Below are 25,642 nucleotides of genomic sequence, written 5' to 3' on the forward strand. Positions count from 1 at the left end.
GCATGACGACGTTGACTTTTCGAAAACCGAGCGCCTTGCCTGGCTTCGGCCTGACGCTCGGCATCACGGTGGCGTATCTGAGCCTCGTGGTGCTGATTCCGCTGGCGGCGACCTTTCTCAAGACCGCGACGCTCGACTGGCCGCAGTTCGTCCGCGCGGTGAGTTCGCCGCGTGTGCTCGCGTCGTATCGCCTGACGTTTTTCTCCGCCCTCGGCGGCGCGCTGATCAACGCGGTATTCGGCTTTCTGGTCGCGTGGGTGCTGGTGCGCTATACGTTCCCGTTCAAGCGCATCGTCGACGCCGTGGTCGATCTGCCGTTCGCGCTGCCCACTTCCGTCGCGGGCATTTCGCTCGCCGCCGTCTATGCGGGCAACGGCTGGATCGGGCAGTTCCTCGAGCCGCTCGGCGTGACGATCGCATTCACACCGGCAGGCGTGCTGGTGGCGCTGACGTTCATCGGCTTGCCGTTCGTGGTGCGTACGGTGCAGCCGGTGCTCGAAGAGTTCGAGCGCGAACAGGAAGAAGCCGCCGCGTGCCTCGGCGCGTCGCGCTGGCTGACGTTTCGCCGCGTGGTGCTGCCGGCGGTGTTTCCGGCTTTGCTGACGGGCTTCGCGCTGGCGTTCGCGCGCGCGCTCGGCGAGTATGGCTCGGTGATCTTCATTGCCGGCAACGTGCCGATGAAGTCGGAAATCACCTCGCTCTTGATCATCACCAAGCTCGAGCAGTACGACTACGCCGGCGCAACGGCGCTGGCGGTGGTGATGCTGGTCGTGTCGTTCCTGATGCTGCTGTTCATCAACACGCTGCAGTGGTATTTGCAGCGCCGCACGAGCCGCGGTGGGGCCGGGCCGGCACCGGTGGCGGCGAGCGTCGCGGCACTCGGCGGAGGTGTGCAATGAGCCGCCAGTCCATCAACGGCGCGCAGGGCGTGCATCACGCGGTTGCGGCTGCCGTGCCGCGGAACGTCGCGCGACGGCCCGATCCGGTCACTGAACCGGCCGCGGTGCGCTGGCTGCTGACCGGGCTTGCGCTGCTGTTTCTCGCGCTGTTTCTGGTCGTGCCGCTCATTGCGGTGTTCTATCAGGCGCTGAACAAGGGCCTCGGTTTTTATCTGGAATCGCTTGCGGATGCGGATGCACTCTCGGCCATCAAGCTCACCGTGATCACGGCCGCGATCGCCGTGCCGCTGAATCTCGCGTTCGGCCTCGCGGCGTCATGGTGCATCGCCAAGTTCGAATTCCGCGGCAAGGCACTGCTGACCACGCTGATCGATCTGCCGTTCTCCGTCTCGCCGGTGATTTCAGGCCTGATCTATGTGCTGATGTTCGGCGCGCAGGGCTGGTTCGGCCCCTGGTTGCAGGCGCACGACGTGCAGATCATTTTCGCGGTGCCGGGCATCGTGCTGGCGACGATTTTCGTGACCTTTCCGTTCGTCGCGCGCGAGCTGATTCCGCTGATGCAGGCTCAAGGCAACGACGAAGAAGAAGCGGCGCATGTGCTTGGCGCTTCGGGCTGGCAGATCTTCCGCCGCGTCACGCTGCCCAACGTCAAATGGGGGCTGCTGTATGGCGTGATTCTGTGCAACGCGCGGGCCATGGGCGAGTTCGGCGCGGTGTCCGTGGTGTCGGGCCATATTCGCGGCCAGACCGACACCATGCCGCTGCACGTCGAAATTCTCTACAACGAATACAACTTCTCGGCGGCGTTCGCCGTGGCGTCGGTGCTGGCTCTGCTCGCACTCGTGACGCTCGGCCTGAAGCTGCTCGCCGAGCGCCATCTGTCGGCGGAACTGTCGGCCGCGAGCAACGTGCCCGCGCATGCCGGCCCCGTGACGCCGCCGAACCACGCAACACATGCAACGCAGCCACACCCGCTTACGCAAGGAGAGCTGTAATGGGTATCACCGTTCGTAACCTGCACAAGCGCTTCGGCGATTTCGTCGCGCTCGACAACGTCTCGCTCGACTTTCCGCCGGGCGAACTGGTTGCGCTGCTCGGGCCGTCGGGGTGTGGCAAGACGACGTTGCTGCGCGTGATCGCCGGGCTCGAATACGCGGACAGCGGCCAGGTCGTGCTGCAAGGCCAGGACGTCGCGACGGTCGGCGCGCGCGAGCGCGAAGTGGGGTTCGTGTTCCAGCACTACGCGCTGTTCCGTCACATGACGGTGTTCGAGAACGTGGCGTTCGGGCTGCGCGTGAAGCCGCGCAAGGAGCGTCCCTCGGAAGCGGTGATCCGCGAGAAGGTGCATGAACTGCTCAAGCTCGTGCAGCTCGACTGGCTCGCGCAGCGCTATCCGTCGGAATTGTCGGGCGGCCAGCGCCAGCGTATCGCGCTCGCGCGTGCTCTCGCCGTCGAACCGAAGGTGCTGCTGCTCGACGAACCGTTCGGCGCGCTCGACGCGAAGGTGCGCAAGGAATTGCGTAGCTGGCTGCGGCGCCTGCACGACGATCTGCATATCTCGACGATCTTCGTCACGCACGATCAGGAAGAAGCGCTCGAAGTGGCCGACCGCATCGTCGTGCTGAATCACGGGCACGTGGAGCAGGTGGGCAGCCCGCAAGACGTGTACGATCATCCGCAAACCTCGTTCGTCTACGAGTTTCTCGGCGCGGCGAACCGTCTGCACGGCAAGGTCGACGCGAGCGGTTTCGTGGTGGACGGCGCGGCGCTGCCGGTGGCGATCAAGGCGGACTTCAGCGGTCCGGCTTTCGCCTATGTGCGGCCGCATGATCTGCAGTTGTATTCGCAGGCCGGCGGCCATCGTGAAGGCATCGTCGTGGATGTCCGGCGCGTGGTGACGTTGGGCGGCTCGGTGCGGGTCGAACTCGCGGGCCGCGAAGGCAACGTGCTCGAGGCTGAACTCGATCGCGAAGCGTGGCGTGATCTGCAGCTGGCGGTCGGCGACGGCGTGACCGCTGTGCCGCGCGCGTTGCGTGTTTTCCCGGCGCATTGAGCGAACCATGCCGCGAGATCGCGCGGCGTTTCAAACCAACTCAAATAACTCAACTCTGGCTGAACCGGAGACATCAAGATGAATTTCCAGCAATTGCGCTTCGTGCGCGAGGCCGTGCGCCAGAACATGAACCTCACCGAGGTGGCGAACGTGCTGTACACGTCGCAGTCGGGCGTCTCCAAACAGATCAAGGATCTGGAGGACGAGCTCGGCGTCGATATTTTCATTCGTCGCGGCAAGCGCCTGACGGGTCTGACCGAGCCGGGCAAGGCGGTGCATCAGCTGATCGAACGGATGCTGCTCGACGCTGAAAATCTGCGCCGCGTGGCGCGCCAGTATGCCGATCAGGACAGCGGGCATCTGGTCGTGGCGACCACCCACACGCAGGCGCGCTACGCGCTGCCGAAGGTGATCCGCCAGTTCACCGAGGTATTCCCGAAGGTGCATCTGGCGCTGCGCCAGGGCAGTCCGCAACAGATCGCGCAGATGATCATCAACGGCGAAGCGGATATCGGCATCTCGACCGAAGCGCTCGACCGCTTCCCGGACATCGTCACGTTCCCGTGCTATTCGTGGCATCACATCGTGGTGGTGCCGAAGGACCATCCGCTGGTCGGGCGGCAGAATCTGACGCTCGACGAAATCGCCGAATTCCCGATCGTTACCTACGACCAGGACTTCACGGGCCGCTCGCATATCGACCAGGCATTCGCGAAAGCGGGGGCGTTGCCGGACGTCGTGCTGACCGCGATCGATGCCGACGTGATCAAGACCTATGTCGAACTCGGCATGGGCATTGGCGTGGTCGCCGCCATGGCCTACGACCCGAAGCGCGATACGGAACTGGTCGCGCTCGACACGGAGCATCTGTTCGAAGCCAGCACGACGCGGGTCGGTTTGCGCAAGGGCGCGTTCCTGCGCGCGTACGCCTACCGGTTGATCGAGATGTTCGCGCCGCAGCTGAGCGAAGCGGATATTGCCGCGCAGTTGCGCGAAGCGGTGTGAGGCACGCCGCGGACATGCGCGCCGTGCTGGCGCGCCGTTGGCGGTGGACGGCCGCCGGCGCTGGCCCGACATAAATCGACCGGCAATGCGTTGTTAAACGCATGGCGGCGCGCGGCGCATCGCTTACAATCGCCGCCATGAATACCTCGACTTCCTCTTCCCCGGCGCCTTCGGGCGCAGGCGCCACGCCGCCGCTGCTGCCGCGCATCGCCGTGCTGGCAACCGGCGGCACCATTGCAGGCGCGGCCGCCGACGCCACCAACACATCCGGCTATCAGGCGGGTGTGGTTGGCGTCGATCAGTTGCTGTCGGTCGTGCCGGCTCTATCCAACGTGGCGCGGATCGCGCCCGAACAGATTGCCAGCGTCGACAGCAAAGACATGGCGATGCCGCTGTGGACCACGCTCGCGCAACGCATCAACACGCTGCTCGCCGCTGACGACATCGACGGTGTGGTGGTGACGCACGGCACCGACACGCTCGAGGAAACCGCGTATCTGCTGCACCTGACCGTCAAGTCGGACAAGCCGGTCGTGCTGACGGCGGCCATGCGTCCGGCGTCGGCTCTCTCCGCCGACGGTCCGCTGAATCTGCTGAATGCGGTGACGGTCGCGGCGCATGCCGGCTCGCGCGGGCAGGGCGTGCTGGTGGCTTTCAACAACAAGATCCACAGCGCACGCGACGTGGTCAAGACGAGTACTTACGCGGTCGACGCGTTCCAGTCGCCCGAAATCGGTGCGCTCGGCTGGGTGCAGGACGGCCTCGTCGAATTCCAGCGCGGCGTGGTGCGCCCGCATACTCTTGCTACCGAATTCGTGATCGGCGCGCAGTGGCCGCATGTGGAAATTGTCGCGAGTTACGCGGGCGTGTCGCGGATCGCCGTGGATGCGCTGGTCGCCGCGGGGGTGCGCGCTATCGTGGTGGCCGGTACGGGGAATGGCTCGATTCACGCCTCGCTACAGCAAGCATTGACCGACGCGGCTTCGCAAGGCGTGGCGGTGGTGCGTTCGTCGCGCGTGGGGTCGGGGCATGTGATGCGCAACGGCGCGGCCGCCGACGACGCGCTCGGTTTTGTCAGCGCGGGCTCGCTGAATCCGTACAAGGCGCGAGTGCTGCTGATGCTGGCGTTGGCCGCGGGCGCCACGGGGCCGGTCGCGTTGCAGAAGATATTCGATACGTATTGATTGATTTGGCGTGGACGGCCTGGTTCAAAGTCAGAACCGTGTCCCGCGCGTGACGCCTGAATGACAACGCGGCGCCCAGGTCATCGACCCGGGCGCCGCGTTGTCGTTTCAGCTCGAGGTTTATCGCTGTTGCCGGAAATGAGCTGTGCCGGCAAATTCTGGCAGGCCGGGAAAAACCGTTAGCCCGCCAGATCCGGCCGCAGCTTCCCGCCGTTTGCCGCCAGCGCCTGCATCACCTGCTTGTGCAGCCAGATGTTCATGCTTGCCGAATCGTTCGTGTCGCCGGTGTACTTCAGCTCCTGGGCGAGCTGCTTGCGATGTTCGAGGCTGCTGTCGACGCCAAGCGCTTTCAGCGTGTCGACGATCGACGTGCGCCAGTTCAGCGTTTGCCCGCTTTCACTCACGAACTGGTCCATCACGGCAGCGACGTCGACGTCGGCCAGCGGCGCGGGCGCCGGTGTGTCTGCCGGTGCAGCAGCTTGCGCCGCGGCCGGATCCGGTGTCGGCTCAACCGCAGGCGCAGGCTGGTCGGGCTTCGCTTTGCCGAAGAGCTTGTTTACGATGTCACCAAAGATGCTCATTCTGAATCCTTTGCAGAGGGGTTACTGGCGCGAGCCAAATTCGCTCGCGGTTTGAACACGGGTCGGGAATCGGGCGAACGAACCAGAGGACATGCGTTGCCATGATCGGCAAGCCGCACTTGAACACATGCACTTAAGCACATGCAATTGAGCGCACGCGCCTGAACAAATACGCCCGCAACCAGACTCAACGAGTTTAGGAGAAAAGCGCGGGGAGATGTGTCAAATAACGTAGACGAGGGCGCGGGCAGTTGCAAGCAAATGCAAGCGTGCGTGCAATGATGCGCGGAGAATGGTGCACCATGCTACGGGAGCATGGCGGAAATTGCATAACGATGAAATCCGACAGCCGGACACCCGACGACGACGTCTGACCGACCAAGGCTTCCCCGGCGCCGCCGGGTGCCGCTGCGGACCCCACTTGCCGCTCTCAGCCCAGAGCGGCACGATTTGCCCGCTTCGCCGTGCTTGCCGCACGACGAAACGAGCGCCCCACCTGCGATTGCCATGCGGTTGACGATGCAACCATCATGGCAATCCATACGACTGTTTAATTGAACGCGATCACTTGACTGCGCTCATCTGACCGCTATCAAGCAGCCTTGACTTCGCTATCCGGCGCTTGCGCGACTTCGTAGTTCGCCATGATTTCCAGCGCGCGGACCATGGCCGAGTGATCCCATGCCTTGCCGCCGTTTGCCGCGCACACGCTGAACAGTTGCTGGGCGCTCGCCGTATGCGGCACGGCGATGCCGAGCTTGCGCGCGCCGTCGAGTGCGAGGTTCAGATCCTTCTGGTGCAGCTCGATTCGGAAACCCGGATTGAACGTGCGCTTGGTCATGCGCTCGCCGTGCACTTCCAGAATCCGCGACGCCGCGAAGCCGCCCATCAGGGCCTTGCGCACGCGCTCCGGATCGGCGCCCGAACGCGACGCGAACAGCAGGGCTTCCGCCACGGCTTCGATGTTCAGCGCGACGATGATCTGGTTCGCGACCTTGCAGGTCTGGCCCGCGCCGTTGTCGCCGATCAGCGAGATGTTCTTGCCCATCAGTTCGAACAGCGGCTTGGCGATGGCGAACGACTTTTCCGGGCCGCCCACCATGATCGTCAGCGACGCTTCGCGTGCACCGACTTCGCCGCCGGAGACCGGCGCGTCCAGGTAATCGCAGCCGAGTGCGTTGATCTTCTTCGCGAAGGCTTGCGTGTCGAGCGGGGAGATCGAGCTCATGTCGATCACCAGCTTGCCCGCCGTGAGGCCGGCGGCGACGCCGTCGTCGGCGAACAGCACGTTCGCGACGTCAGGCGTATCCGGCACCATGATGATGACGACGTCCGCAGCTTGCGCGACAGCGGTGGAATTGGCGACGACGCTCGCCGATTTGCTCAGATCTTCCGGCACCGGGTACGCGCCGTTCACGAACAGCGAGTGACCGCCCTTGATGAGGTTGCGCGCCATGTGCGCGCCCATGATACCGAGGCCGATGAAACCGATCTTTGCCATGTGTCTGAATCTCCAGTGTTGTTTGGGTTGACCCATTGGGGTTGGCCCACTGGGGCTGGCCCATATGGGCTGCCCCATTCGGGGTCCCGCGAGGGGATGTCCTTCAGGGCGTCATGCGCCTGAATTCGCCGCGATGGCGTTCAGGCAGCGGCGTGGGCGGCGCCGCGGGTTTGCCCGGCCACGCTCTGCAGCCAGCCGAGGCCGGCGGCGGTCGTCGTGAGCGGCTTGTATTCGCAACCGACGTAGCCTTCGTAGCCGAGCGAGTCGAGCAGGTTGAACAGGAACGGGTAGTTGATTTCGCCGGTGCCCGGTTCGTTGCGGCCCGGGTTGTCGGCAAGCTGGATGTGCGCGATCTGCGGCAGGTTCTTCTTGATGGTTGCCGCGAGTTCGCCTTCCATCCGTTGCATGTGATAGATGTCGTATTGCAGGAACAGATTGTCCGAACCGACCGCGCGGATCACGTCGAGCCCTTCGCCCGAACGGTTCAGCGCGAAGCCCGGAATGTCGTACGAGTTGCACGGTTCGACCAGCAGCCTGATGCCGGCCTTTTTCAATTCGCCCGCGGCAAAGCGCAGGTTCTCGACGATGGTCGAGCGCGCCTTGTCCGCGTCGACGCCTGCCGTCGGAATGCCGACGAGGCAGTTCAGTTGCGGCACCTTCAGTGCGCTGGCATATTCGATCGCGCGGCCCACACCTTCCTGGAACTCGCCGACACGGTCGGGCAGGCACGCGATACCGCGCTCGCCCGCTTCCCAGTTGCCCGCAGGCAGGTTGTGCAGCACCAGCTTCAGGTTGTTCTGCTCGAGACGCTCGCTCAGCTCGGCGATCTTGAAGGGGTACGGAAACAGGAATTCGACGGCGTTAAAGCCCGCGTTCGCCGCGGCCGCAAAGCGGTCGAGAAACGGGACTTCGTTGAACAGCATGGTGAGATTGGCTGCAAACTTCGGCATGGTGGGTCAGTCTCTCTGGTCGGTCAGTGGAAAAACTTCGTGAAGGCGAACGCACAGGGCGTTCGCCTTCACGTGATGCTCATTTACCAAATGCGCTACTCAACGCGTCAGCAGCCTTAGTCGAGCATGCTGATGGCGGTCGGCGCGTCCTGGCGCTTCTCTGCCAGTTCTTCGAACTCGTTGATCGCGTCGATCTCGGTGCCCATCGAAATGTTGGTCACACGTTCGAGGATCACTTCGACGATCACCGGCACGTTGAACTCGGAGAGCATCGCCTGGGCTTTTTGCAGCGCGGGCTTCAGTTCTTCCGGCTTGAACACGCGGATCGCCTTGCAACCCAGACCTTCCGCGACGGCGACGTGATCCACGCCATAGCCGTTCGTTTCCGGCGAGTTGATGTTCTCGAAACCGAGCTGCACGCAGAAGTCCATGTCGAACGCGCGCTGTGCCTGGCGGATCAGGCCGAGGTACGAGTTGTTCACCACCACGTGCACGTACGGCAGCTTGAACTGCGCGCCGGCTGCCAGCTCTTCGATCATGAACTGGAAGTCGTAGTCGCCGGACAGCGCGACGATCGGGCTCTTCGGATCCGCTGCGCGAACACCGAGCGCCGCCGGAATCGTCCAGCCGAGCGGGCCTGCCTGGCCGCAGTTGATCCAGTTGCGCGCCTTGTAGACGTGCAGGAACTGCGCGCCGGCGATCTGCGACAGACCGATCGTGCTGATGTAGCGCGTATCGCGGCCGAACACCTGGTTCATCTCTTCGTAGACGCGCTGCGGCTTCATCGGCACGTTGTCGAAGTGCGTCTTGCGCAGCAGGGTGCGCTTGCGCTCCTGGCAGTCTGCGACCCACGCGCTGCGGTCTTTCAGCTTGCCGGCGGCCTTCCATTCCTTCGCCACTTCGACGAACAGTTCGAGCGCGGCCTTCGCGTCGGAGACGATGCCGAGGTCCGGACCGAACACGCGGCCGATCTGCGTCGGCTCGATATCCACGTGCACGAACTTACGGCCCTTGGTGTAAACCTCGACGCTGCCCGTATGACGGTTCGCCCAGCGGTTGCCGATGCCGAGCACGAAGTCGGAGGCCAGCATCGTCGCGTTGCCGTAGCGGTGCGAAGTTTGCAGACCGACCATGCCGGCCATCAGCGGATGGTCGTCCGGAATCGCGCCCCACGACATCAGCGTCGGGATCACCGGCACGCCGACGGTTTCAGCGAACGTCACGAGCAGGTCTTCAGCGGCTGCGTTCAGCACGCCGCCACCCGAGACGATCAGCGGCTTCTCGGCGTTGTTCAGCAGCGTCAATGCGGCTTCAATCTGCTTCTTCGTCGCTTTCGGTTTGTAGACCGGCAGCGGCTCGTATGTGTCGATGTCGAATTCGATCTCGGCGAGCTGCACGTCGATCGGCAGGTCGACCAGCACCGGACCCGGACGGCCCGAGCGCATCAGGTGGAATGCCTGCTGGAACACGCGCGGCACCAGCGCCGGCTCACGCACGGTCACGGCCCACTTGGTGACGGGCTTGGCGATCGATTCGATATCGACGGCCTGGAAGTCTTCCTTGTACAGACGCGCGCGCGGCGCCTGGCCCGTGATAGCGAGAATAGGAATGGAGTCAGCCTGAGCCGAGTACAAACCGGTGATCATGTCGGTACCGGCGGGGCCCGACGTGCCGATACACACGCCGATGTTGCCCGGTGCTGCGCGCGTGTAGCCTTCGGCCATATGCGAAGCGCCTTCGACGTGGCGCGCCAGCACGTGGCTGATGTTGCCTGCCTTGCGCATGGCCGAGTAGAACGGGTTGATCGCTGCGCCCGGAACGCCGAATGCGGTCTCGATGCCTTCTTTTTCGAGCACCAGAACGGCTGCGTCGACGGCTCTCATCTTGGCCATGAATGTCTCCTGAATATCTGGAAATGGGCGAAATAAAGGTGTTGAGTGCACTTTAGGCCTGCCTTAAAGGTTTGATAAGATCAGTCCGGGTCGCTTATTTCGAAACAAAAAGTATGGAATGGCCCCAGGCCTTGGCGTGAGGCCCCGGTGTGCCGCCAGTAGGAGACGACGATGGACCGCTTCAAACAGATCGAAACCTTTGTGCGTGTCGCGGACGCGGGCAGCCTCGCGGCGGCCGCACTGGAAGAGGGCGTGTCGCCGGTGATTCTCGGCCGGCGCATCGACGCGCTGGAAAAGCGCCTCGGCGTGAAGTTGATGTATCGCTCGACGCGGCGGCTGGTGGTGAGCGAAGACGGCGCGGCGTTTCTGGAGCGCTGCCGCGGCCTGCTGAGCGAGTGGGATCAGGCCGAAAACGAACTGAGCGCCGGGCGGCGCGCGGTGAACGGGCATCTGATCGTGTCGGCGCCCGCGGCGTTTGGCCGCAAGCATGTCGCGCCGCTGGCGCCGGCGTTTCTCGCCGACAAGCCGGAATTGCAGGTGTCGTTCAATCTGACCGACCGGGTGGTGGATCTGGTGCGCGAGGGTTACGACCTGTCGATCCGCATCGGCGGCGCGGTCGATCCGAATTTCGTCGCGGTGAAGCTGGCGTCGAACCGGCGCGTGGTGTGCGGCACGCCGGCCTACTTTGCCAAATACGGCAAACCGAAAACGCTCGAAGACCTGCCGCAGCACAACTGTCTTGCCTTCAACCTGCAGGGCGGGCAGAACCGCGGCTGGTACTTCCGCCGCAACGGCAAGCTGGCGACGGTGCGGGTGGGCGGCACGCTCGACTGCAACGACGGCGAGCTGCTGCACCGCTGGGTGTCGGAAGGGCTCGGGCTCGGCTGGCGCTCCACGTGGGAGATCCAGCAGCAACTCGCGCGTGGCGAGCTGGAAACCGTGCTCGACGAATTCGCGCTGCCCGACTACGACATTCTCGCGGTCTACCCGCAGCAGCGGTACGTGCCGGCCAAGGTGCGCTATTTCATCGACTATCTGAAAGAGGTGTACGCCAGCGAGGATTACTGGAACCGCCCGTCCTACTAGCAGGCGGTCCGGCCGAGGACGGCCGCGCCGATTTTTTTGCGGAGTTGCCGCGGCGGCGGGAATAAACTCGGCGAATGCCCGGTTATGCGGTGTAGAGAGCATCATGACCGACTACGCAGCAAACCACGCAGCGAACCACGCAGCACAGCCGCAATGCCCTGGAGGGCCGAGGTGGTCCAGACCGATTCAGAACCTGTCCGCGCGACTGGCGAGACCGACGCAGCGAGGAGCCGCCGCTTTCAGCAGCTGGCGTTGCCGCACCTCGACGCCGCGTACAACCTCGCGCGCTGGTTGTGCGGCAACGCCAGCGACGCCGACGACGTCGTGCAGGAAGCGTTCATGCGCGCGTTCCGGTTTTTCGACACCTTTCGCGGCGACTCGGCGCGGCCGTGGCTGCTGGCGATCGTGCGCCGCACCTGGTACACGGAATGGCGGCGGCGTGCGTCGTCGCATGAAACAGTCGAGTTCGACGACACCATGGACGATGCGACCTTCGACGGCTGGAGTGCAGGGGGCGCCGACCCGCAGGCGCTGCTGATCCGTGAGGAGAATACGAAGCTCGTGCACGAGGCGCTCGCGCAGTTGCCGGTCGAGTACCGCGAGGTCTTGATACTGCGCGAACTCGAGGAGATGGGCTACCGGGAGATCGCAGCGGTGGCGGACGTGCCGATCGGCACGGTAATGTCCCGGCTCGCCCGGGGGCGCCGCAAGCTCGCCGCGTTGCTGGAGGCGCGGCAAGGCGGGGCGTCGCCACGCGGGGCGCCGATGTGCGCGTCGCCCGACGACGAAGCGCACGCCGGCAGATCGGCCACAGGCGCGGTCACGGCGACGGTAACGCCGCTACGGGCTTCCGCCAACGGCGGCCGGCCACTCAACCCACCCGGCGGCACCGCCGCCGGCAACGCTCAGGAGACGCCAGATGGACTGTAAGGAAGCGCGGCCGCTCCTCGATGCGAACGCCGATCATGAATTGCCCGCGCCGGACGCCCGCCGTGTCCAGCAGCATATCGAGAGCTGCGACGCCTGCCGGCGTGAAAGCGAAGGCTTGCGAGCCCTGAGCAGCGCGCTGCGCGCTGCACCTTATCATCGTGCGCCGCAGTCGCTGCGCGAGCGTATCGTCGCGGGATTGCCCGGTACCGACGAAGCGGTCGACACGGCGAAAGCTCCGGCTCCGGCTCCGAGCGCCGATGCGCCGCCGCGCGAGCGTGCGCGGCGCGGCTGGCTCGATCGTTTGCTGGACGGCTGGCGCAGTGCGCCGCGTGGCGGCATGGGTGGCATGGGCGGGCCGGTTGCTGCTGGCGGTTTCGGGCGGATCTTCGCTCCTGGCTGGGCCGCCGCTCTGTTGGTCGTACTGGGTGCGGTGGCGGCGGGCGTCGCGCTGAATGGGCTCCGTTCGGCGGACGGCGGGCCGTTCGCCGACGAACTGGTGGAAAGCCATGTGCGCGCGCAAGTGTCTGGACGCGACATCGACGTGATTTCGACCGACCGCCACACGGTCAAGCCGTGGTTCAACGGCCGGCTCGACTATGCGCCGCCGGTCGAAGATCTGGCGGCGAGCGGCTTCGCTCTGGAAGGCGGGCGGCTCGACTACCTCGCTCATCAGCGGGTGGCTGTGCTCGTGTATCGCTACCAGAAGCATGTGATCGACGTGTACGTCTTTCCGCAGACCGCCTCGGTCGGCGCGGACGGCGCGCTGCCCGCCGCGCTCGGTCGCGACGGCTACTCGATCGCGCACTGGGACGCGGAAGGCATGACCTGGTGGGCGATCTCGGACGCCGCGCCCGATGCGCTGAGCGGCCTGGAAGCAGCGCTGAAGACGCGCCTGCAAAGCGGCAGCGCGCGCACGGAAACCGGCTCGTAGGGGCGCCGGGAGCGCTCGCGGGCCGCCTGCCGGTGGCCCGCAGGTTGTCTGCAGATCACCGGCCGCCGCCTAAACCCTTGAAAACACACCCGAATCGCGCGGCGCAATCACTGGATATCTTGCAACTCGGCCCTATTCGGGTTATAGTCGTGGGCTTCTCACTTGCCACACCGGTTCCGACGCCCGGGTGGCTTTAATCCATAAGTCAGCACAAGGAGTGAATATGCGTCATTACGAAATCGTATTTATCGTGCACCCGGATCAAAGCGAGCAAGTGCCCGCAATGATCGAGCGTTACAAGTCCACGATCACCTCGCACGGTGGCCAGATCCACCGTATCGAAGACTGGGGCCGTCGCCAACTGGCCTACATGATCGAGAAACTCGCGAAGGCTCACTACGTCTGCATGAACATCGAATGCGACCAGACCACGCTCGACGAGCTGGAACACGCATTCAAGTTCAACGACGCTGTTCTGCGTCACCTGATCGTCAAGATGAAGAAGGCCGAAACGGCCCCGTCGCCGATGATGAAGGAAGTGCAGCGCGAAGAAGCCAAGAAGTCGGCTGCTACGCAACCGTCCGAAGCGCAGGCTTAAGACACACTATTTAAGCTACCAGACTCAGCGTCGTTCTCGCCAAAGGGCACATGAACCGGCTGCAACTCACGGCCAGCGTCGTCGAACGCGAACCGGTGCGGTATACCCCCGCCGGCGTTCCGATTGCAGGCTGCACGTTGCAGCACCGCACGGAAGTGGTCGAAGCCGGAATTGCCCGGCAAGTCGAACTGACCATGCAGGCGGTTGCCGCAGGCGAGGCGAGCGGTAAGCTGGAAAGCTGTCAGATGGGCGTGGAAACGCTCTTCACAGGCTTTCTGGCCAAGAAACACCGCAACGCAAGAACTCTGGTATTTCACATCACAGCATTGCAGGACATTGGAAAGGACTGAACATGCCCCGCCCGACTGGTAAGAAATTCGACAAGCGTCGTCAGCAACAAAATCCGCTCTTCAAGCGCAAGAAGTTCTGCCGTTTCACGGCCGCTAACGTCGATCACATCGACTACAAGGACCTCGATACGCTGAAGGACTTCATCGGCGAAAACGGCAAGATCACGCCGGCGCGTCTCACGGGTACGAAGTCGCACTATCAACGCCAGCTGGACACGGCAATCAAGCGCGCGCGTTTCCTCGCGCTGATGCCGTACACCGACCAGCACAAGGCCTAACCCGACGACGCGATAAGGAGCATCTGAATGCAAATCATTCTTCTGGAAAAAGTCGTCAATCTGGGTAACCTGGGCGATATCGTGAAGGTCAAGGACGGTTACGCACGTAACTTCCTGATCCCGAACAAGCAAGCTCGCCGTGCAACGAAGGAAGCGCTGGCTGAATTCGAAGTCCGCCGCGCAGAACTCGAAAAGATCGCCGCTGAAAAGCTGGCGGCCGCTCAGGCTCAAGGCGAAAAGCTGGCAGGCTCGACGGTTCAGATCGGCCAAAAGGCCGGCGTCGACGGCCGTCTGTTCGGCTCGGTGACGAACGCTGACATCGCTGACGCACTGGTCAAGGCCGGCTTCACGGTTGAAAAGGCGCAAGTGCGTCTGCCGGAAGGCCCGCTGAAGATCGTCGGCGAGCACCCGGTTCAAGTTTCGCTGCACACCGACGTTCTGGTCGATGTGACGGTGGCTGTGATCGGCGAGCACGTCTAAAGCATCAGGTAGTATTGGCCAGGATGTTGCTGGCAAAGAGCAGGGGCCGGGAAACCGGCCCCTGTTTTTTTATGCCTGCTTTTTAGCTTGTCCCTCGCCGCAATCGCCCGATTTACCCGATAATTCCTCTCCATGAACGCACCGTCCAAAGATCCCCAACTCGAGTCGCTGAAAGTCCCGCCGCATTCGATCGAAGCCGAGCAATCGGTATTGGGCGGCCTGCTGCTCGACAATGCCGCATGGGACCGCATCGCCGATTTTCTGTCACAAAGCGATTTTTACCGCTACGACCACCGCATCATCTTCGAGCACATCGGCAAGCTGATCGCGGCCACGCGGCCGGCCGACGTGATCACCGTGTACGAGGCGCTCGGCACCTCCGGTAAGGCAGAAGAGGTCGGCGGGCTGGCGTACCTGAATGCGCTCGCTCAGAACACGCCGAGCGCGGCCAACATCCGCCGCTACGCGGAAATCGTGCGCGATCGCGCGGTGCTGCGCCGGCTGGTGTCGGTGGCCGACGAAATTTCCGCCGACGCGTTCAACCCGCAAGGCAAGGAAGTGCGCCAGTTGCTGGACGAGGCCGAGTCGAAGGTGTTTTCGATTGCCGAAGACGGCGCGCGCGGCACGCAAGGCTTCCTGGAAATCGGGCCGCTGCTCACGGAAGTGGTCGAGCGGATCGATACGCTGTACCACACCGCCAATCCGAGCGACGTGACCGGCACGCCGACCGGCTTCGTCGATCTGGACCGCATGACATCGGGCATGCACGGCGGCGAACTGATCATCGTCGCGGGCCGTCCTTCGATGGGTAAGACGGCGTTTTCGATGAACGTCGGCGAATACGTGGCGGTCGAGTACGGTTTGCCGGTCGCGGTGTTCTCCATGGAAATGCCGGGCTCGCAGCTCACCATGCGTATGCTCGGCTCGGTGGGTCGGCTGGATCAGCACCGCATGCGAACCGGGCGCCTGACCGATGAGGATTGGCCGAAGCTCACGCACGCCGTGCAGAAAATGAGCGAGGCGCAGATTTTCATCGACGAAACCGGTGGCCTGAACCCGATGGAACTGCGCTCGCGGGCGCGCCGCTCGTCGCGCCAGTGCGGCAAGCTTGGTCTTATCATCATCGACTACCTTCAGCTCATGAGCGGCTCGTCGTCAGGTGAAAACCGCGCGACCGAAATCTCGGAAATCTCGCGTTCGCTGAAGAGTCTCGCTAAGGAGCTCGACGTGCCGGTGATAGCGTTGTCGCAGCTCAACCGTGGCCTCGAGCAGCGTCCGAACAAGCGGCCGATCATGTCGGACCTGCGAGAGTCGGGCGCTATCGAGCAGGATGCCGACGTGATCCTGTTCATTTACCGCGACGAGGTCTACAACCCGGACAGTCCGGACAAAGGCACGGCCGAAATCATTATCGGCAAGCAGCGTAACGGTCCGATCGGGCCCGTTCGACTCACGTTCCATGGTCAATTCACGAAGTTCGATAACTTTGCCGGCGCGCAGAATTTCTACAGCGACTAATGAGGCGAATGCAGGGGCAGTGAAGGAACAAGTGCGGAAATAAGTGAAGAGAAAACGGAAGCGCCTGTTGTAACGGCGCTTTCGAAAGTGCGGCCAGGGTCTCGCAACGGTACAATATGGCGGTTTTATGTCAGCCACAAATGTGACCAATTTTCGGGATCTCAATGTTCGGTCGATTCATGCCCACCGAGGGCAAGTTCTTTGAAATTTTCAATGCGCACGCAACGTGCATCGTCTCGGCAAGCCGCGAACTCGAGCTGCTGATCGACAACCTGCAGGACGCCGAAGCCCACAAGCAGAACGTGCAGAAAGCCGAAAAGGCTGCGGACAAGCTCACGCACGAAGCCATCGATCTGCTGCACAAGACCTTTATCACGCCGCTCGACCGCGACGAAATCCACAAGCTCATCACCACGATGGACGACATCCTCGACCTGATGGAGGACGTCGCCACCGCTATCTCGCTGTACGACGTGCAGGCGGTGACCTCCGAGGCGAGCCAGCTGGCGCACATCTGCACGGCGACCTCCGAGCGCGTGCAATTCGCTGTCAGCCTGCTGTCGGACATGAAGCAGGCTAGCCAGATCCTGAAGGCGTGCGAAGACATCGACCGGCTGGAATCGGAGGCCGACCGCGTGCTGCGCTCGGCCATGTCGAAACTGTTCCGCGAAGAAGACGACGTCAAGACCCTGATCAAGCTGAAAGCGATTTACGAACTGCTCGAGACGATCACGGACAAGTGTGAGGATGTAGCGAACATCATCGAAGGCATCGTGCTGGAAAACGCATAATGCAATCGATACAACTCGCCATCTGGGTCGTGGCCGGCCTGGTCGCTGTCGCGCTGATATTCGACTTCATGAACGGTTTTCACGACGCCGCGAACTCGATCGCCACGGTCGTCTCGACCGGCGTGCTGAAGCCGCAGCAGGCGGTCGCCTTCGCGGCCGCGTTCAACGTCATCGCGTATTTCGTGTTCCACCTGAAAGTGGCCGCGACCGTCGGCAAGGGCACGATCGACCCCAGCATCGTCGATCACTACGTGATTTTCGGAGCGCTCGTCGGTGCGATTGGCTGGAACATCATCACCTGGCATTACGGCATTCCGTCGAGCTCCTCGCATGCGCTGATCGGCGGGCTGGTGGGCGCGGCGCTCGCCAAGTCGGGCTGGGGTTCGCTCAATTTCGACGGCCTGATGAAGACGGTGACCTTCATCATCGTCTCGCCGCTGCTCGGTTTCGTGCTCGGATCGTTCTTCATGCTGCTGGTGTCGTGGATCTATTTCCGCACGCCGCCGAGCAAGGTCGACCGGCGCTTCCGCCGCCTGCAACTGATCTCCGCGGGGCTATACAGCCTTGGCCACGGCGGTAACGACGCGCAGAAAACCATCGGTATTATCTGGATGCTGCTGATCGCGACCGGCTATGCGTCGTCGATCGCGGACGCGCCGCCGCTGTGGGTGATCGGCGGCTGCTATCTGTCGATGGGTATCGGCACGCTGTTCGGCGGCTGGCGGATCGTCCGCACGATGGGCCAGAAGATTACCAAGCTCAAGCCGGTCGGCGGTTTTTGCGCGGAGTCGGGCGGCGCGATCACGCTGTTTACCGCTTCGTGGCTCGGCATTCCGGTGTCCACCACGCATACGATCACCGGCGCCATCGTCGGGGTCGGCGCAACGCAGAAGCTGAGCGCGGTGCGTTGGGGCGTGGCCGGCAACATCGTCTGGGCGTGGATTCTGACGATTCCGGCCTCCGCGGCGCTGGCGGCGGCTGCCTGGTGGCTCGGCCACCGCTTCCTGTAAGCGCGCGGCGGGCAGAATCCGCCGCGCCATCAATGAGGCACGCCGGCTAGATCAGCGGCGTGCTGCCTCCATCCATTGGGACAATGGCGCCCGTCACATAGCTCGCGCGGCGGCTCGCCAGAAACAGTGCGACGTCGGCAATTTCCTCCGGTTGCGCATAGCGTCCTAGCGGCACCTTGGCTTGCCCGCGCGCGAGTGCGTCCGCGTTGCCGATGCCTTGCTGCGTGGCTTCCATCTTGACCTGTTCCTCGACGCGCTCGGTCAGCGTCGCGCCGGGATTGATCGCGTTGATGCGGATGCCGTAGCGCGCGTAGTAGTGGGCGAGGCCGACCGTGGCGAGCATCAGCGCGGCATTCGCGGCGCCGCCGGCGATGTGGATGTCGCTCGCCATCTTGCCGCCCATACCGATGATGTTGACGATCGTGCCGGGCTCGCCGCCCTGGCCAGACTTGGCGCGCTCGGCCATGCGACGCAGCACTTCCTGCTGGGGATAGATGTAGGGGAAGTATTTCGCTTCCATGGAGGCGCGGAAGGCGTCGGCGTCGAGCGTTTCCGGGTCGTAGCGGCGCGCCGCGCCGGCGCTGTTGACCAGCACGTCGATCGGGCCGACCGCGGTGCTGACTTCCTCGACGACATCGGCGGCGCTGTGCGGCTCGTGCAGATCGGCACGGGTTCGATGCACGTGCAGACCTTCCTGCTTTAACTGCTCGTAAGCGCGTGCCAGGTTGGCGGGATCGCGCGAGACGATTGCGACTTTCGCGCCCTCCAGCGCGAACGCGCGAGCGCACGCAAAGCCGATTCCCTTGCTGCCGCCCGTGATCAACACGACTCTGTCTTTCAGCCCTAAATCCATCGTCACCACCCGCTGTCAGAAGAATATCGATGACGATAGCAGATCGGCGGCGTCAGAAGTTGCCGTTGGCGAAACGGGCGATGGGGTCGTCGTTGGTCTGCGTGGGGGCGGGCACGCCACGCGAGGCGGTCGAGGCGCGCATGATCTGCACATTGCCGCTCTCGTCGGCTTGCTGCGCCTGGCGGGCCTGACGCGCGGCGACTGAAGCGGGCGGTGGCGGCTCGAAGGCATCGGCGGCGGCATCGATAGCGTCGGGCGCGCGGGCGGCTGCCGTTTGCGCGGCCGTCGACTGTCGCTGGGCCGGTGAGCCGGCGTTGGCGTCATCCGTGCTTGCCTGAGCGGACGGCTGCGCCGTCGGTGATACCGCACCGGCCGCGCGCGCCTGTATCTGCGCTGCGCTCATGCCTGGCGGAGGCGGTTCAAACGGATCAGCTTGCGGTGCCGCTGCGACCGCAGTCGTAGCGGTGACGGACGGAGCTTCCGTAGTCAACGGCGCACGAGGCGCTGTCGCGACACGGGTCGCCTGCTGGGATTGCCATTGTGACTGGGGCTGTGCCGCGCCCGAGCCATAGGCCGGCGGCTGTGGCGCTGTCCTGGCCGAAGTCGGCTCCACTGCTGCCGCCGCACCGGCATACGCTGGCGCAGGCTGCGGCGCCGCGGCCTGATAGCTCGGGGTATCGAACGGCGCCGGGCTCGCGGCCGGTCCAGCAACGCGGCGAATACCGTCGAAGCGCTTGGCCCAATAAGGATTGGTCAAATAATCGAGGCGTACTGTGCCACCCGTCGACGGCGCATTAACAAAGCGCAGCTTGCCGACATATATGCCGACGTGCGAATGCGGGCGCCCCGTGGTGTTGAAGAAAATCAGATCGCCCGGCGCAATTCCGTCCGGCTCGATCGACTCGCCGCGCCCGCTCATGTCCGCGGTGGTGCGCGGCAGATTGACCGACGCGGCCCGCGAGACGACATAACGAACCAGGCCGCTGCAATCAAAGCCGCTATCAGGCGTATTGCCGCCCCAACGGTACGGAATGCCGACGAGGCTCATCGCCTGAATCGAGATTTCTTCCCGACCAATGCTATGGTCGACGAAATTTGGAAAACCCGGCGGCGGCGCATGATACGCGCCGTTGGTCACGACGACCGAACCACCCGACCCGCGCGACGACGTGTTCTGCGGCGCGCCGGCACAAGCGGCGAGCAGCAGCACGGTCAGCAGCGAAACGGCGAGTCGGCGCATGAAGGCGGGCAGAGCGGTAAACGCCCGTTTAACGACGGGCAATGTCGGGATGGTAGCCCTTGGCACGTCGCTCCGGCAAGATTTCTTGACAAATTACTTGAAGTTCGTGCGCTAAGTGTTGCCTGTCAAAGACGCATCGTAAAGAAAAAAGCCGCGTCCGGATTGCTCCGAACGCGGCTTTGCGGTGATGCTAACTAGCTGAAACTTAAAGAATTTCGGATGCGTAGTCAGCAAGGCGCGAGCGCTCGCCGCGCGCCAGCGTCACGTGCCCGCTGTGCGCCCAGCCCTTGAAGCGGTCGACCACGTACGTCAGCCCCGAACTGCCTTCGGTCAGGTACGGCGTATCGATCTGCGCGATATTGCCCAGACAGATGATCTTCGTGCCCGGACCCGCGCGCGTGACCAGCGTCTTCATCTGTTTCGGCGTCAGGTTTTGCGCCTCGTCGATGATCAGATACTTGTCCACGAACGTGCGGCCGCGCATGAAGTTCATGCTCTTGACCTTCAGGCGCGAACGGATCAGCTCCTGGGTCGCGGCGCGGCCCCATTCGCCGGCTGCGTCGTCGGTCTTCTGCAGGACTTCGAGGTTGTCGTCGAATGCACCCATCCACGGCTGCATTTTTTCTTCCTCGGTACCCGGCAGGAAGCCGATGTCTTCGCCGACCGGCACGGTTGCGCGCGTGACAATGATCTCGTTGTAGCGCTTGTCGTCGAGCACCTGCGCGAGACCGGCGGCGAGCGCGACCAGCGTCTTGCCGGTGCCGGCCTGGCCCAGCAGCGTGACGAAGTCGATTTCCGGATTCATCAACAGGTTCAGCGCAAAGTTCTGCTCGCGATTGCGCGCCGTGATGCCCCACACGTTGTTCTTGTGGTGGCCGTAGTCGCGCAAGGTTTGCAGCAGCGCCGTCTTGCCGTTCAGCTCGCGCACCAGCGCATGAAACGCCGGCTCGCCGTTTTGCGGCTCCAGATAGACGAATTCGTTGACCAGCATCGACGCGCACAGCGGACCCGTGACACGGTAGTACGTGGTACCGGTCTTGGTGTCCTGCCAGCTTTCCATGCCCTTCGCGTGCTTGGTCCAGAAATCCTGGGGCAGCGCGCGGATGCCGGAATACAGCAGATCGCTGTCTTCGAGCACCTGGTCGTTGAAATAGTCTTCAGCGGGCAGGCCGAGCGCGTGCGCCTTGATGCGCATGTTGATGTCTTTCGACACCAGAACGACCTGGCGATCCATCCGGTCGCGCTGCAACGCGCGCACCACGCCGAGGATCTGGTTGTCGGCCTTGCCTTCCGGCAGACCTTCCACGGGCTCGATGGCGTTGAGCTTGGTCTGGAAGTACAGACGCCCGGACGCTTCACGGCTGCCCAGACGCGCCAGCGAAATGCCGTCGGAGATGTTGCCGGCATTCGCCACCAGCGCGTCCAGCGTGCGGCTGACCTGACGCGCGTTGCGAGCGACTTCCGACATGCCCTTCTTGTGGTTGTCGAGTTCTTCCAACGTCATCATCGGCAGATAGACGTCGTGTTCCTCGAAACGGAACAGGCAGCTCGGATCGTGCATCAGCACGTTCGTGTCGAGCACGAAGAGCTTCTGGACTTCGGCCGGGGCGTCAGCTGCACCGCGTTTCTTGCTGGCGCCGCGTTTGGCTTGCGCGGCGGCGCCGGGCGCGCTCGCGTCGGCCTGCTTCGCGCTCGGCGCGCGGGCAACGGCCGGTTGCGGCTCGACAGCCGGGCTGGCCGGTTCAGCCTGCGGACGATTGGCGGGAACCGGTTGCAGCAGGGCTGCGGTCTGCCGGGTTTTGCGGCGCGGCGCCGGAGCGGCTTGCTCTACCGAGGCAGCTGCGGGCGCCGACGATGCCGGCACGGGCCGCAACGTGGTCGCGGCATTGGCGGCGCGCGCCATCGGCGTGGCGACATTCGCGCGTCCGTAGTCAGCGGGCTCGGCGGTCTCTGCGTCGCCGGCCTGTTTCTTCGCGGCGGAGCGCGCCGGGGTGGCGGCTTTCGCCTTGTATTCGTCAGGCGGCAGGAGATTGCCGAGCTTGCTGGGGGGGGTAGGCAAAGGCATGGTTTCCCTCGAATTAATCGGGTCACATATCGTGCGCCGCCTGTCGCATTCTGCTGGTGCCGGTGAACGAGCACGCAGTTTGCGCCCGGAGGCGCGCATTCGGTCTAGAGATGCCGGTTCGCCTGGTCTTCGATCGGCTCCTTAACGGAAACGCGCAGCCGAGTGAACGAACGGCGACGCGCAATTAAAAAAGCCGCCGCCCCGGTGTACGGGGCAAGCGGCTCGCCTTCAAAACTCACGTTGCGCCTGATGGCTCCGACAGAACCGGCAAAGCGGCCGTCGGATTCGGTGCAGCGGCGAAATGTGTGGGGTGGACAGGCACTCATTGCAACCCAATATAACGCGCCTCAAAGCGCTTGTACAGCCTCCAGAATAGCGTCGACGTGCCCTGGTACTTTCACGCCACGCCACTCCTGGCGCAGCACGCCTTCACCGTCGATCAGGAACGTGGAGCGTTCAATTCCCCTTACTTCTTTGCCATACATTTTCTTCATTTTGATGACGTTGAAGAGCGCGCACAACGCTTCGTCGGAATCCGAGATCAACGGGAAGGGCAGTTCGAGCTTTGCCTTGAAATTGTCATGCGAGCGCAGGCTGTCGCGCGACACGCCGAGGATCTCCGCGCCGGCCTTTTTGAACTTCGGATACAGATCGCGGAACTGCAGACCTTCGGTCGTGCAGCCCGGCGTGTTGTCCTTCGGATAAAAATACAGCACCACCTTCTTGCCCCGCAGCTTGGACAGCGTGATCTCGCCACCGGTAGCGGGGGCGGTGAAGTCGGGGATGGGTTGGTCGACTGCGATGGGCACGAGGTTCTCCAGTTGTAGTGGCCGGCGACGGATCAGTGCGGCGGCGCCGGCCTGGCATCGAGACTTGGGGTAAGGGCAGCCGGTGCGCGGCATGCTCTCGCGCGGCGGCCGGGTGGCGGGAGCCGGCGGTAGACCGGCGCCGGACTGGCCCGTCAGGGCTGAACGATCAGCTCGCCGGAACGCCCTGGAATTTCGCCCCACGTAACAGGGTACGATGGCAGCGTGCTGCGGTCTAGCGTGGCGTAGTAATCGCCCATGGTCGCGAAGCTGTGACCTTGCGCGCGCCAGCCTTGCAGCAGCTGTTCGAAGATCGGTGCGAGCTTTTGCCCTTCGAGCTCCGCATGCAGCGTGAACACCTGATCGTGCGGATTGTTTTCGGTGTGCTTCAACATCCAGGCGGCGACGTTGTGCAGATCGACACCGTCCACGCCGAGCACTTCGTCGAGCGTGGGCAGTGTGGTGGGCATCTGCACATGCGCGAGCGTGCGGCCGTTGACTACCGGCAGATACGGCGAGTGGCCGCGGCCGTCGGACGCGTAATGCATGCCCCACGCGTCGATCTGCTCGAACGCATGGCCGTTCATCTGCCAGCCCGCCGCGCCGTGCGTGACTGGCGGCGCGCCGAATACCTCGATGAAGCGCTGGTGGCTTTTCTGCATTTGCGCGGCGGTCCATGTGCGGTCTTTCCCGCGCACGTTGTCCTGCCAGTACACGTGATCCCACGTATGAATGCCGCATTCGAAGCCGGCTTCATGGATCGCGCGCATTTCCGCCGAAGCCTTGGCGCCGATGTCCGGACCGGGCAGCAGCACGCCGTACATCAACTGCTTCACGCCGTAGTGCTCGACCACCGAGGTGCGCGACACTTTCTTCAGAAAGCCCGGCCGCAGCACGCGGCGCATGGCCCAGCCGGTGTGGTCGGGTCCGAGGCTGAAGAGGAAAGTGGCGCGCGCCTTGAAACGGTCGAAGATGCGCGCGAGATTCGGCACGCCTTCGCGGGTGCCGCGCAGCGTGTCGACGTCGATCTTCAGGACGATACGAGCCAAGGATCAGCCCTTATTGCTGTTCGACGAGTGCGCGTGCTTCCGCGACGTGGCCGCGATACGCTTCGAAAATCTTGCGCAGCGCTTCGTCGAAGGTCGACTTCGGCGCCCAGCTGAGTTCCTGCATCGTGTTGTCGATCTTCGGCACGCGGTTCTGCACGTCCTGGTAGCCCGTACCGTAGTACGCGCCCGAGGACGTTTCGACCAGTTGCACCTGCTTGGCCGTCTCGGCGTATTCCGGGAATTCGGCGGCGAGCGCGAGCATCTTGTGCGCGAGTTCACGCACCGAGAAATTGTTGGTCGGGTTGCCGATGTTGTAGATCTTGCCCGTGGCGACGCCGTCCTTGTTCTCGATGATCTTCATCAGCGCGCCGATGCCGTCGTCGATGTCCGTGAACGCGCGCTTTTGCGCACCGCCGTCCACGAGGCTGATGTTCTCGCCGCGCACGATATGGCCGAGGAACTGCGTGACCACGCGCGAGCTGCCTTCCTTCGGCGTATAGATCGAGTCGAGGCCCGGGCCGATCCAGTTGAACGGACGGAACAGCGTGAAGTTCAGGCCTTCCATGCCGTAGCCCCAGATCACGCGGTCCATCAACTGCTTCGAGCATGCGTAGATCCAGCGCGGCTTGTTGATCGGGCCGTACGACAGTTGCGATTCTTCCGGATCGAACTGCTCGTCCGTGCACATGCCGTAGACCTCGGAGGTCGACGGAAACACGAGGTGCTTGCCGTACTTGACGGCCGAACGCACGATCGGCAGGTTTGCCTCGAAGTCGAGTTCGAACACGCGCAGCGGCTGCTTCACGTACGTGGCGGGCGTGGCGATTGCGACGAGCGGCAGGATCACATCGCATTTCTTGACGTGATATTCCACCCACTCCTTGTTGATCGTGATGTCGCCTTCGAAGAAGTGCATCCGCTCATGATTGACGAGGTCGCCCAGACGTTCGGTCTGCATGTCCATCCCGAAGACTTCCCAATCGGTCGTTTCGAGAATGCGTTTGGACAGGTGATGGCCGATGAAGCCGTTCACACCCAGAATCAGGACTTTTTTCATGAATGACGGGGAGTTTGGATGAACTGGGCGAATTCGGCCGGAGTGACGACAGCCTCGCTGCCGTCGTGCTGGCGCCGCAATTCGTGGATGGCGATCGCGCGGCCGTCGCCGCATATCGCAAGAAAGGCATTATCGCTTACGTGCAGGCCCGGGGGCAAATCCGAGCGAAGCGCGCCAGGCGTGGCGAGGCGCGCGCGCGCCACGATGAAACGCGCGCCGCCGAGGTCCGTGAAAGCGCCGGGATAGGGCGGCGCGACCGCGCGGATCAGGTTGTAGACCTGCTGCGCCGGCTGCGTCCAGTCAATGCGGCCGTCTTCCGGCTTGCGGCCGCCGTAATAGCTGCCGTGCGCGAGATCGTTCGGCAGATGCGGCGCTTCGCCCGCCAGCAGGGCCGGCAGCACGCGCCACAGGGTTTGCTCGGCGGCGACCGTGACCTTGTCGAATACCTGCCCGGCGGTGCCGTCGGGACGCAACGGCCACGGCGTTTGCCCCATCATGGCGCCGCGATCCCGCTTGGGCGGCTATTCGGTCCCGG

25 protein-coding genes and 1 pseudogene are annotated in these 25,642 nt (G+C 63.7%); 15 read left to right on the forward strand and 11 right to left on the reverse strand.

What is annotated here, in order from left to right; translation table 11 throughout:
* The first annotated feature begins 2 nt into the window (after positions 1-2).
* The 5 genes from cysT to A6V37_RS31245 all read left to right on the forward strand — a co-directional run bounded on the left by cysT (position 3) and on the right by A6V37_RS31245 (position 5,141).
* Complete coding sequence (cysT, locus tag A6V37_RS31225) at positions 3-899, forward strand: sulfate ABC transporter permease subunit CysT (protein ID WP_064269872.1); 897 nt, start codon at positions 3-5, stop codon at positions 897-899.
* A complete protein-coding gene (cysW, locus tag A6V37_RS31230) occupies positions 896-1,894 on the forward strand; it encodes a sulfate ABC transporter permease subunit CysW (RefSeq protein ID WP_064269873.1) in 999 nt (332 codons plus the stop codon). Before cysT ends, cysW begins: the two co-directional genes overlap by 4 nt.
* Positions 1,894-2,952, forward strand: coding sequence for a sulfate/molybdate ABC transporter ATP-binding protein (locus A6V37_RS31235; protein WP_064269874.1), 1,059 nt, complete (start codon positions 1,894-1,896; stop codon positions 2,950-2,952). Before cysW ends, A6V37_RS31235 begins: the two co-directional genes overlap by 1 nt.
* A gap of 78 nt (positions 2,953-3,030) precedes the next feature.
* On the forward strand, positions 3,031-3,957 hold the full coding sequence (locus A6V37_RS31240; RefSeq protein WP_064269875.1) for a CysB family HTH-type transcriptional regulator: 927 nt from the start codon (positions 3,031-3,033) through the stop codon (positions 3,955-3,957).
* 137 nt (positions 3,958-4,094) lie between these two features.
* A complete protein-coding gene (locus A6V37_RS31245; protein ID WP_064286704.1) occupies positions 4,095-5,141 on the forward strand; it encodes an asparaginase in 1,047 nt (348 codons plus the stop codon).
* Positions 5,142-5,320: 179 nt separating this feature from the next.
* On the opposite strand, the gene A6V37_RS31250 is transcribed toward A6V37_RS31245, so the two are convergent.
* The 4 genes from A6V37_RS31250 to gcl all read right to left on the reverse strand — a co-directional run bounded on the left by A6V37_RS31250 (position 5,321) and on the right by gcl (position 10,065).
* Positions 5,321-5,722: a DUF3597 domain-containing protein gene (locus tag A6V37_RS31250; protein ID WP_064286689.1), complete on the reverse strand. Its 402-nt coding sequence runs from the start codon at positions 5,720-5,722 to the stop codon at positions 5,321-5,323.
* A 592-nt stretch (positions 5,723-6,314) separates the two neighbouring features.
* Positions 6,315-7,223 (reverse strand): 2-hydroxy-3-oxopropionate reductase, encoded by a 909-nt coding sequence (locus A6V37_RS31255; protein WP_064286690.1) that lies wholly within the window; start codon positions 7,221-7,223, stop codon positions 6,315-6,317.
* 140 nt (positions 7,224-7,363) lie between these two features.
* Complete coding sequence (gene hyi, locus A6V37_RS31260; protein ID WP_064269878.1) at positions 7,364-8,173, reverse strand: hydroxypyruvate isomerase; 810 nt, start codon at positions 8,171-8,173, stop codon at positions 7,364-7,366.
* A gap of 116 nt (positions 8,174-8,289) precedes the next feature.
* Complete coding sequence (gene gcl / locus A6V37_RS31265; protein ID WP_064286691.1) at positions 8,290-10,065, reverse strand: glyoxylate carboligase; 1,776 nt, start codon at positions 10,063-10,065, stop codon at positions 8,290-8,292.
* Between the two features lie 171 nt (positions 10,066-10,236).
* Here gcl and A6V37_RS31270 point away from each other — a divergent pair, with 171 nt between their 5' ends.
* The 10 genes from A6V37_RS31270 (at position 10,237) to A6V37_RS31315 (ending at position 18,037) form a co-directional block, all read left to right on the forward strand.
* Positions 10,237-11,151, forward strand: a complete 915-nt coding sequence (locus A6V37_RS31270) for a LysR family transcriptional regulator (protein WP_064269880.1) — start codon at positions 10,237-10,239, stop codon at positions 11,149-11,151.
* 171 nt (positions 11,152-11,322) lie between these two features.
* Complete coding sequence (locus A6V37_RS31275; RefSeq protein WP_064286692.1) at positions 11,323-12,081, forward strand: RNA polymerase sigma factor; 759 nt, start codon at positions 11,323-11,325, stop codon at positions 12,079-12,081.
* Positions 12,071-13,012: an anti-sigma factor family protein gene (locus A6V37_RS31280; RefSeq protein WP_064286693.1), complete on the forward strand. Its 942-nt coding sequence runs from the start codon at positions 12,071-12,073 to the stop codon at positions 13,010-13,012. The genes A6V37_RS31275 and A6V37_RS31280 overlap by 11 nt, the downstream gene beginning before the upstream one ends.
* Before the next feature lie 223 nt (positions 13,013-13,235).
* On the forward strand, positions 13,236-13,610 hold the full coding sequence (rpsF, locus tag A6V37_RS31285) for a 30S ribosomal protein S6 (RefSeq protein WP_064269883.1): 375 nt from the start codon (positions 13,236-13,238) through the stop codon (positions 13,608-13,610).
* 50 nt (positions 13,611-13,660) lie between these two features.
* Positions 13,661-13,960 carry a primosomal replication protein N gene (gene priB / locus A6V37_RS31290; protein ID WP_064269884.1) on the forward strand — a complete coding sequence of 100 codons (300 nt, stop codon included), beginning with the start codon at positions 13,661-13,663 and terminating at the stop codon, positions 13,958-13,960.
* A 2-nt stretch (positions 13,961-13,962) separates the two neighbouring features.
* Entirely contained in the window at positions 13,963-14,238 is a 276-nt protein-coding gene (rpsR, locus tag A6V37_RS31295) for a 30S ribosomal protein S18 (protein WP_064269885.1), read from the forward strand.
* A gap of 27 nt (positions 14,239-14,265) precedes the next feature.
* Positions 14,266-14,718, forward strand: a complete 453-nt coding sequence (gene rplI, locus A6V37_RS31300; RefSeq protein WP_064269886.1) for a 50S ribosomal protein L9 — start codon at positions 14,266-14,268, stop codon at positions 14,716-14,718.
* Positions 14,719-14,850: 132 nt separating this feature from the next.
* Positions 14,851-16,236 carry a replicative DNA helicase gene (locus tag A6V37_RS31305; RefSeq protein ID WP_064286694.1) on the forward strand — a complete coding sequence of 462 codons (1,386 nt, stop codon included), beginning with the start codon at positions 14,851-14,853 and terminating at the stop codon, positions 16,234-16,236.
* Between the two features lie 164 nt (positions 16,237-16,400).
* Complete coding sequence (locus tag A6V37_RS31310; RefSeq protein WP_064269888.1) at positions 16,401-17,027, forward strand: DUF47 domain-containing protein; 627 nt, start codon at positions 16,401-16,403, stop codon at positions 17,025-17,027.
* Positions 17,027-18,037, forward strand: coding sequence for an inorganic phosphate transporter (locus tag A6V37_RS31315; protein ID WP_064269889.1), 1,011 nt, complete (start codon positions 17,027-17,029; stop codon positions 18,035-18,037). Before A6V37_RS31310 ends, A6V37_RS31315 begins: the two co-directional genes overlap by 1 nt.
* Positions 18,038-18,083: 46 nt before the next feature.
* On the opposite strand, the gene A6V37_RS31320 is transcribed toward A6V37_RS31315, so the two are convergent.
* From A6V37_RS31320 to A6V37_RS31350, 7 genes and pseudogenes are all read right to left on the reverse strand, one after another.
* Positions 18,084-18,890 carry an SDR family oxidoreductase gene (locus A6V37_RS31320; protein WP_064269890.1) on the reverse strand — a complete coding sequence of 269 codons (807 nt, stop codon included), beginning with the start codon at positions 18,888-18,890 and terminating at the stop codon, positions 18,084-18,086.
* Positions 18,891-18,942: 52 nt separating this feature from the next.
* Positions 18,943-20,130, reverse strand: a complete 1,188-nt coding sequence (locus tag A6V37_RS31325) for an NlpC/P60 family protein (protein WP_064269891.1) — start codon at positions 20,128-20,130, stop codon at positions 18,943-18,945.
* A gap of 205 nt (positions 20,131-20,335) precedes the next feature.
* Entirely contained in the window at positions 20,336-22,195 is a 1,860-nt protein-coding gene (locus tag A6V37_RS31330; RefSeq protein WP_064269892.1) for a PhoH family protein, read from the reverse strand.
* Between the two features lie 347 nt (positions 22,196-22,542).
* On the reverse strand, positions 22,543-23,004 hold the full coding sequence (locus tag A6V37_RS31335) for a peroxiredoxin (RefSeq protein ID WP_064269893.1): 462 nt from the start codon (positions 23,002-23,004) through the stop codon (positions 22,543-22,545).
* A 152-nt stretch (positions 23,005-23,156) separates the two neighbouring features.
* Positions 23,157-24,050 carry a polysaccharide deacetylase family protein gene (locus tag A6V37_RS31340; RefSeq protein ID WP_064269894.1) on the reverse strand — a complete coding sequence of 298 codons (894 nt, stop codon included), beginning with the start codon at positions 24,048-24,050 and terminating at the stop codon, positions 23,157-23,159.
* A 10-nt stretch (positions 24,051-24,060) separates the two neighbouring features.
* Entirely contained in the window at positions 24,061-25,107 is a 1,047-nt protein-coding gene (locus A6V37_RS31345) for a bifunctional UDP-4-keto-pentose/UDP-xylose synthase (protein ID WP_064269895.1), read from the reverse strand.
* A pseudogene (locus A6V37_RS31350) lies at positions 25,104-25,622 on the reverse strand (formyltransferase); the annotation flags it as partial. The gene A6V37_RS31345 and the pseudogene A6V37_RS31350, both read right to left, overlap by 4 nt.
* Positions 25,623-25,642: the final 20 nt, after the last annotated feature.

Origin of the sequence: Paraburkholderia ginsengiterrae, assembly GCF_001645125.1 — a bacterium.
Taxonomy (GTDB): domain Bacteria; phylum Pseudomonadota; class Gammaproteobacteria; order Burkholderiales; family Burkholderiaceae; genus Paraburkholderia; species Paraburkholderia ginsengiterrae.

Coding starts and splice junctions, on each gene's coding strand:
- cysW (WP_064269873.1), top strand. CDS start 896: ATGAGCCGCCAGTCCATCAACGGCGCGCAGGGCGTGCATCACGCGGTT.
- A6V37_RS31315 (WP_064269889.1), top strand. CDS start 17,027: ATGCAATCGATACAACTCGCCATCTGGGTCGTGGCCGGCCTGGTCGCT.
- hyi (WP_064269878.1), bottom strand. CDS start 8,173: ATGCCGAAGTTTGCAGCCAATCTCACCATGCTGTTCAACGAAGTCCCG.
- A6V37_RS31330 (WP_064269892.1), bottom strand. CDS start 22,195: ATGCCTTTGCCTACCCCCCCCAGCAAGCTCGGCAATCTCCTGCCGCCT.
- A6V37_RS31325 (WP_064269891.1), bottom strand. CDS start 20,130: ATGCGCCGACTCGCCGTTTCGCTGCTGACCGTGCTGCTGCTCGCCGCT.
- cysT (WP_064269872.1), top strand. CDS start 3: ATGACGACGTTGACTTTTCGAAAACCGAGCGCCTTGCCTGGCTTCGGC.
- A6V37_RS31270 (WP_064269880.1), top strand. CDS start 10,237: ATGGACCGCTTCAAACAGATCGAAACCTTTGTGCGTGTCGCGGACGCG.
- A6V37_RS31305 (WP_064286694.1), top strand. CDS start 14,851: ATGAACGCACCGTCCAAAGATCCCCAACTCGAGTCGCTGAAAGTCCCG.
- A6V37_RS31345 (WP_064269895.1), bottom strand. CDS start 25,107: ATGAAAAAAGTCCTGATTCTGGGTGTGAACGGCTTCATCGGCCATCAC.
- priB (WP_064269884.1), top strand. CDS start 13,661: ATGAACCGGCTGCAACTCACGGCCAGCGTCGTCGAACGCGAACCGGTG.
- A6V37_RS31235 (WP_064269874.1), top strand. CDS start 1,894: ATGGGTATCACCGTTCGTAACCTGCACAAGCGCTTCGGCGATTTCGTC.
- A6V37_RS31255 (WP_064286690.1), bottom strand. CDS start 7,223: ATGGCAAAGATCGGTTTCATCGGCCTCGGTATCATGGGCGCGCACATG.
- rpsF (WP_064269883.1), top strand. CDS start 13,236: ATGCGTCATTACGAAATCGTATTTATCGTGCACCCGGATCAAAGCGAG.
- A6V37_RS31320 (WP_064269890.1), bottom strand. CDS start 18,890: ATGGATTTAGGGCTGAAAGACAGAGTCGTGTTGATCACGGGCGGCAGC.
- gcl (WP_064286691.1), bottom strand. CDS start 10,065: ATGGCCAAGATGAGAGCCGTCGACGCAGCCGTTCTGGTGCTCGAAAAA.
- A6V37_RS31240 (WP_064269875.1), top strand. CDS start 3,031: ATGAATTTCCAGCAATTGCGCTTCGTGCGCGAGGCCGTGCGCCAGAAC.
- A6V37_RS31280 (WP_064286693.1), top strand. CDS start 12,071: ATGGACTGTAAGGAAGCGCGGCCGCTCCTCGATGCGAACGCCGATCAT.
- rplI (WP_064269886.1), top strand. CDS start 14,266: ATGCAAATCATTCTTCTGGAAAAAGTCGTCAATCTGGGTAACCTGGGC.
- A6V37_RS31245 (WP_064286704.1), top strand. CDS start 4,095: ATGAATACCTCGACTTCCTCTTCCCCGGCGCCTTCGGGCGCAGGCGCC.
- rpsR (WP_064269885.1), top strand. CDS start 13,963: ATGCCCCGCCCGACTGGTAAGAAATTCGACAAGCGTCGTCAGCAACAA.
- A6V37_RS31310 (WP_064269888.1), top strand. CDS start 16,401: ATGTTCGGTCGATTCATGCCCACCGAGGGCAAGTTCTTTGAAATTTTC.
- A6V37_RS31250 (WP_064286689.1), bottom strand. CDS start 5,722: ATGAGCATCTTTGGTGACATCGTAAACAAGCTCTTCGGCAAAGCGAAG.